1 protein-coding gene is annotated in these 1,675 nt (G+C 34.2%); it reads right to left on the bottom strand.

Annotation, left to right across the window (positions count from 1 at the left end):
* Nucleotides 1-99: 99 nt before the first annotated feature.
* Entirely contained in the window at nt 100-1,335 is a 1,236-nt protein-coding gene (locus ACED25_RS23330) for an exopolysaccharide biosynthesis polyprenyl glycosylphosphotransferase (protein WP_371696254.1), read from the bottom strand.
* Nucleotides 1,336-1,675 lie beyond the last annotated feature (340 nt).

Raw genomic sequence — 1,675 nt, 5'->3', positions numbered from 1 at the left:
CTGATCAGATCGTAGGTTCTTGATTTAGTTCCATTGAATTACGCAACAAAGCCGGCTCGAAGACCAATTCCTCCTTCCAGCGAAGCATTTTTTAAAATCTTATTTAGCTCCAAACCCTGTAAGCATAGTTCTAATTGTTTTAAACACAATATTTGCATCTAACCAAAATGAGATATGCTTAATATAATAAAGATCGTACGAAAGTTTTACTCGAGTTGAATCAGTATCATCCGCATAACCTTGAACTGTTTGAGCCCAACCAGTAATTCCCGGCTTCACCATATGACGATAACCATAAAAAGGGATATCAGCTTCAAACTGCTTAACAAAAGACTCCTGCTCAGGGCGAGGGCCAATTAATGCCATTTCACCTTTTAGCACATTAAAGAACTGAGGAAGTTCATCGATTCGTACTTTACGAATAACTTTACCTACTCTAGTGATACGTGCTTGTTCTTCAGTCGCAAACTTATCCTCTGCATTTTTTTGTTTTACTGTCATGCTGCGGAATTTATATATATTAAAAACCTTCCCTCCTTGACCTACACGCTCTTGTATAAACATTGCAGGCCCAGGGTTTTCTAGTTTAATCCATAAAGCTGTAACTAGCATAATTGGCAATGTTATTGGTAAAGTAACTAAAATTAACAATGATTCCCAAAAACGTTTAAAAATATGATAAAGAGGATTTGGTTGAAGGGTACCAATTGCGTTTTCAGATAAATGCTTTACCTGAACTCGACCATGGATCATTTCACGAATGCTTTCTATGTGAAATACTGGAATATTATTGATACTACAATCCGCAATGAATTTCTCTTGATCCGCTGTTAATTCTCCATGCAAATCAGCAACCAAACCACTGCTAATATCTGCCACATTATAAGGCTTTGATAGGTACGTTAATTCAATGTTTTTATGGCTTTTTATATTTTCAGATTTAAAGTTACCAATAGCACTAAGGTACAGTTTTTTATGGGGCCCCCGAAGAATAGCACTCACGTAAAACCAAATAAAACTGATTATAAATCCGATTGATATCACATAACGAGAATAATCAATTCTAAACATTAAAATCAAAATAAAAGCCAAAGTATAAACAGATACTGTCACTGGAAAAATGTAATACTTTCGCTCAACAAGTAAGTATTTAGATATTAGAGGTAATAAGTTTGCAATTATAAGATAACAAACGCCTACCAGCCAAAATGAATTACTTACTGTATTTGATGAAGCAATTGATTGAGATACGATGTGAAGTCCGCTTAAAGTAATAAACAGCCCGACACTATGGCTTACGTATGAACTAGATAACAGCTTGTCAATTAATTTCATTATTTACAACTTCATGTGTTAATTTTCGTTTATGTAATAGAAGACAACTCATTTTCTATCATTTATATTTAAAATCTGGATTCCAACTAATTTAGCTGAATTTTTTATTTATGGAAAATCAAGTACTAGCTCCTATAAATAGCTTTGCGCGTAATTAAATTTTAAGATAGAACCGACCTATTTCGTTTATTTCTTAGTCGATACGACAAGTTTCAGGTATACCTAACCCTGTGAGCTAGTCCAACACTTTATTATCGCGTAAGTTACCCACCAGAGCATTAAACTGGCTTTGTTGCGTAATTAAATTTAAAGATAGAACTACCCCGTTTCGCGTATTTCT

The organism is Vibrio sp. 1F263, assembly GCF_041439035.1.
Lineage (GTDB): Bacteria > Pseudomonadota > Gammaproteobacteria > Enterobacterales > Vibrionaceae > Vibrio > Vibrio tasmaniensis_A.
The sequence above is the reverse complement of the archived record's forward strand: the minus strand, read 5'-3'. Positions and strand labels throughout refer to the sequence as shown.

Excerpts from the sequence above, each read along its gene's own strand:
- ACED25_RS23330 (WP_371696254.1), bottom strand. The coding sequence starts at position 1,335 with ATGAAATTAATTGACAAGCTGTTATCTAGTTCATACGTAAGCCATAGT.